Origin of the sequence: Neobacillus drentensis (assembly GCF_036962765.1) — a bacterium.
Lineage (GTDB): Bacteria > Bacillota > Bacilli > Bacillales > Cytobacillaceae > Neobacillus > Neobacillus drentensis_C.
The window spans coordinates 1,705-4,353 of the sequence record NZ_JBALOS010000335.1; the positions used below are offsets into that span (position 1 = coordinate 1,705).

Below are 2,649 nucleotides of genomic sequence, written 5' to 3' on the forward strand. Positions count from 1 at the left end.
TTTATTTTTAGACCTTAAAAATGTATAACCCCGTCCTAAAATTAAGACAGGGTTAACATGAAGTTGATTAATTCTTAATAAAAAACACTTTACCAAACTTAAAACTTACCAATAAAGTCGTTAAGAACTAGGTAATTTCGTCATGAAGTTACATCTGCAATATCTGAATAAGGTTGCCGCATGTATCGTCGAAGACAGCTATTGTGACTTCGCCCATTTTTGTCGGCTCCATAGTAAACTTCACGCCGTTTTCCAATAATCGTTTGTACTCTTTATGAATATCTGTAACGCCAAACATTGTTGCTGGGATGCCTTCGGCAAATATCTTCTTTTGATACTCCTTTGCGGCAGGATGCTCATTCGGTTCGAGTAAAAGCTCGGTACCGTCATGATCATCGGGAGAAACAAGCGTAATCCACCTAAATTTCCCCATGGGAACGTCATGCTTTTTTACAAATCCCAGCTTTTCTGAATAAAATTCCAGTGCCTTGTCTTGGTCTTGTACGAATATACTAGTAACAATGACTTTCATAATGTTTTGCCTCCTTTGATACTTACCACGTTGGTGCACTGCAAACAATCTAGCTCCAAGCAGAAACCCATAAATTCGTTAGAAGTTTTTAGATAAAATTACTCTATCCATCCTTTCAGCAAATTTTTAAGTGGTTCGTTGTTGAATATAACGACTCGATATTTTCCCTTTCTTTTTGATTTTACGAGCCCAGCATCTTCCAATGCAGAAAGATGTTTTGCTATCGCTTGTCGCGAAATGGAAAGGTCGTGCTTCATAATGAGACGTACCGTAAGTTCATACAACGTCAACTCGTTGCGTTCGGATAGTTCGTCCAATATATGCCGCCGAGTCGAGTCGCCAAGTGCTTTGAATATAGCGTCTTTGTCCCAATTCATATATCGAGTATAAGCAACTCTACGGTTGCCTGTCAAGTATGAGCAACTGTATGGTTGCGTGATAAAGGAACCGTATCATGCAATCTTAACAAGTTACAGTCACATAATTGTAGTTGAACCATTAAAGAAATATAAACTGAATTTCAACAAAAAACTGCATTAATCCTCATTGGTTTTTAAGCACCTTGTATGTTTTTTATTTTTAACACGTTTCTTCTTCAACTGACCGTTAGTTCAACAAGAAAAAGCTGCCTTAATGACGGCTCTGATCTTTAACTCAAGCACCAGTTAGTTGAAGTGAAAACATTCGCAAACTATACGTTCTTTAAATTGCCTTATGTTCCTTTTCTTATGCTAAATTAAGCACGAACATTTCGTTTCCTCATATAACATTATAGTGGCACCTTTTAATTGGGAGGAAAATTCATGGGAAAGTCTGGATTCATCCCTGACAATACAAACATAAAAAAAACAAGTGGTACCCCTAATCTTTTTTTTGACTCGAAGGATAATATCTTATTTGAAAGAGATCCTGAAAATGTTATATTTACAGTTACTTCGACCCAAATGCCTGCCATGCTGGGAGGTGCATTTGGAGACGTCTATCTAACGAAGGGACATATTCGGGAACCGCATTGGCACCCTAACGCATGGGAGTTGGATGTGGTTGTTTCAGGTGAAGCTCAGATCTCAATTGTTGATCCAGATACGAAAAAATTGCACACCTATGTCGCTAAACCAGGTCAAGTTGTTTTTATTCCAATGGGTTGGTGGCATTGGATAATATCCAAGTCTGAAAAATTGCATCTCCACCTCGTTTTTAACAATGATCTTTTTGAAGCAGCAGAAGGTTCAGATATGTTACGACTAACACCTCCAGAAGTTTTCCAAATTGCATATGGTGTAGATGCTAATAAAATAGCAAATGCATTAAGTCCCATAAAAGAATCAGATATCCTGGTAAGTAGGAATATAGAGGATAATCTCGAATCGGTAGTCTATTGCCAGTGAATCGAAATGTTTTTTAGATACAACTTCCTTAATTTGTTTGTAAGTAATCTCATCTATATCCCAACGAATAATAGATGTTCCATCCTGAAGCTGAATCTCTAATTTAATATATCTTCCAACCTTGTCCTTTGATACTTCAAGGATTCTAAAGTTATTTAAATTTATTGACATAATCCACCTCGAGAAGAAATTTCTACATATATTCATCTCAGTTATTGAATTATCCTGCCCGTTACTTGAAGAATAAAAAAGTATTAAGTTGCTCCATTATTGCACCATAACTTAACTTTTTTCAATCTTACAAATCCACTTATAAAAATTCAGTAAAATAACTAACAAAAGAGGGTCAACAAGAAAAGAATACTCCAATTTCCACCACCCATAATGGAAGTACCCCCAAGGTTCTGGAAGTAATGCTATTTTTTCATAAATCAGCATAAACAATATCCAATAAATATAATAAAAAATTCTTTTTAATAATCGAGAGTTAAAAGGATACCAATTCAAAAACATCATATTTACAGGTGGTAAAAGCATTGTAACGTTAGGTAAAGCCTCCCAATCTACATCCTGTGTAAAGTACCAATAACCGTGGTATTTTTGGTCAATAAACAAATCAGCAATAGTCTGTAAAGTCATGGTGAACAACCAAATATGAATAATCTGATTTTTAGTAAGTCGCTTGTTAGTTATAAATGCAATCAAATTAAAAAGAATAACAGCTATAAA

At 35.5% G+C, this 2,649-nt stretch carries 4 protein-coding genes; 1 reads left to right on the forward strand and 3 read right to left on the reverse strand.

Annotation, left to right across the window (positions count from 1 at the left end; all coding sequences use genetic code 11):
* Positions 1-148: 148 nt before the first annotated feature.
* Both V7137_RS28750 and V7137_RS28755 read right to left on the reverse strand, forming a co-directional pair.
* Positions 149-532, reverse strand: a complete 384-nt coding sequence (locus V7137_RS28750) for a VOC family protein (RefSeq protein ID WP_335701226.1) — start codon at positions 530-532, stop codon at positions 149-151.
* Between the two features lie 98 nt (positions 533-630).
* Positions 631-909 carry an ArsR/SmtB family transcription factor gene (locus V7137_RS28755; protein ID WP_335701228.1) on the reverse strand — a complete coding sequence of 93 codons (279 nt, stop codon included), beginning with the start codon at positions 907-909 and terminating at the stop codon, positions 631-633.
* A gap of 426 nt (positions 910-1,335) precedes the next feature.
* On the opposite strand from V7137_RS28755, the gene V7137_RS28760 reads away from it, so the two are divergent.
* Positions 1,336-1,920, forward strand: coding sequence for a cupin domain-containing protein (locus tag V7137_RS28760; RefSeq protein WP_335701227.1), 585 nt, complete (start codon positions 1,336-1,338; stop codon positions 1,918-1,920).
* Positions 1,921-2,202: 282 nt separating this feature from the next.
* Here V7137_RS28760 and V7137_RS28765 read toward each other — a convergent pair whose 3' ends face one another.
* On the reverse strand, positions 2,203-2,646 hold the full coding sequence (locus tag V7137_RS28765; protein ID WP_335701229.1) for a hypothetical protein: 444 nt from the start codon (positions 2,644-2,646) through the stop codon (positions 2,203-2,205).
* Between the last annotated feature and the right edge of the window lie 3 nt (positions 2,647-2,649).

Bases quoted from the DNA above. Each gene is read 5' to 3' on its own strand.
- V7137_RS28750 (WP_335701226.1), bottom strand. From the start codon at position 532: ATGAAAGTCATTGTTACTAGTATATTCGTACAAGACCAAGACAAGGCA.
- V7137_RS28755 (WP_335701228.1), bottom strand. From the start codon at position 909: ATGAATTGGGACAAAGACGCTATATTCAAAGCACTTGGCGACTCGACT.
- V7137_RS28760 (WP_335701227.1), top strand. From the start codon at position 1,336: ATGGGAAAGTCTGGATTCATCCCTGACAATACAAACATAAAAAAAACA.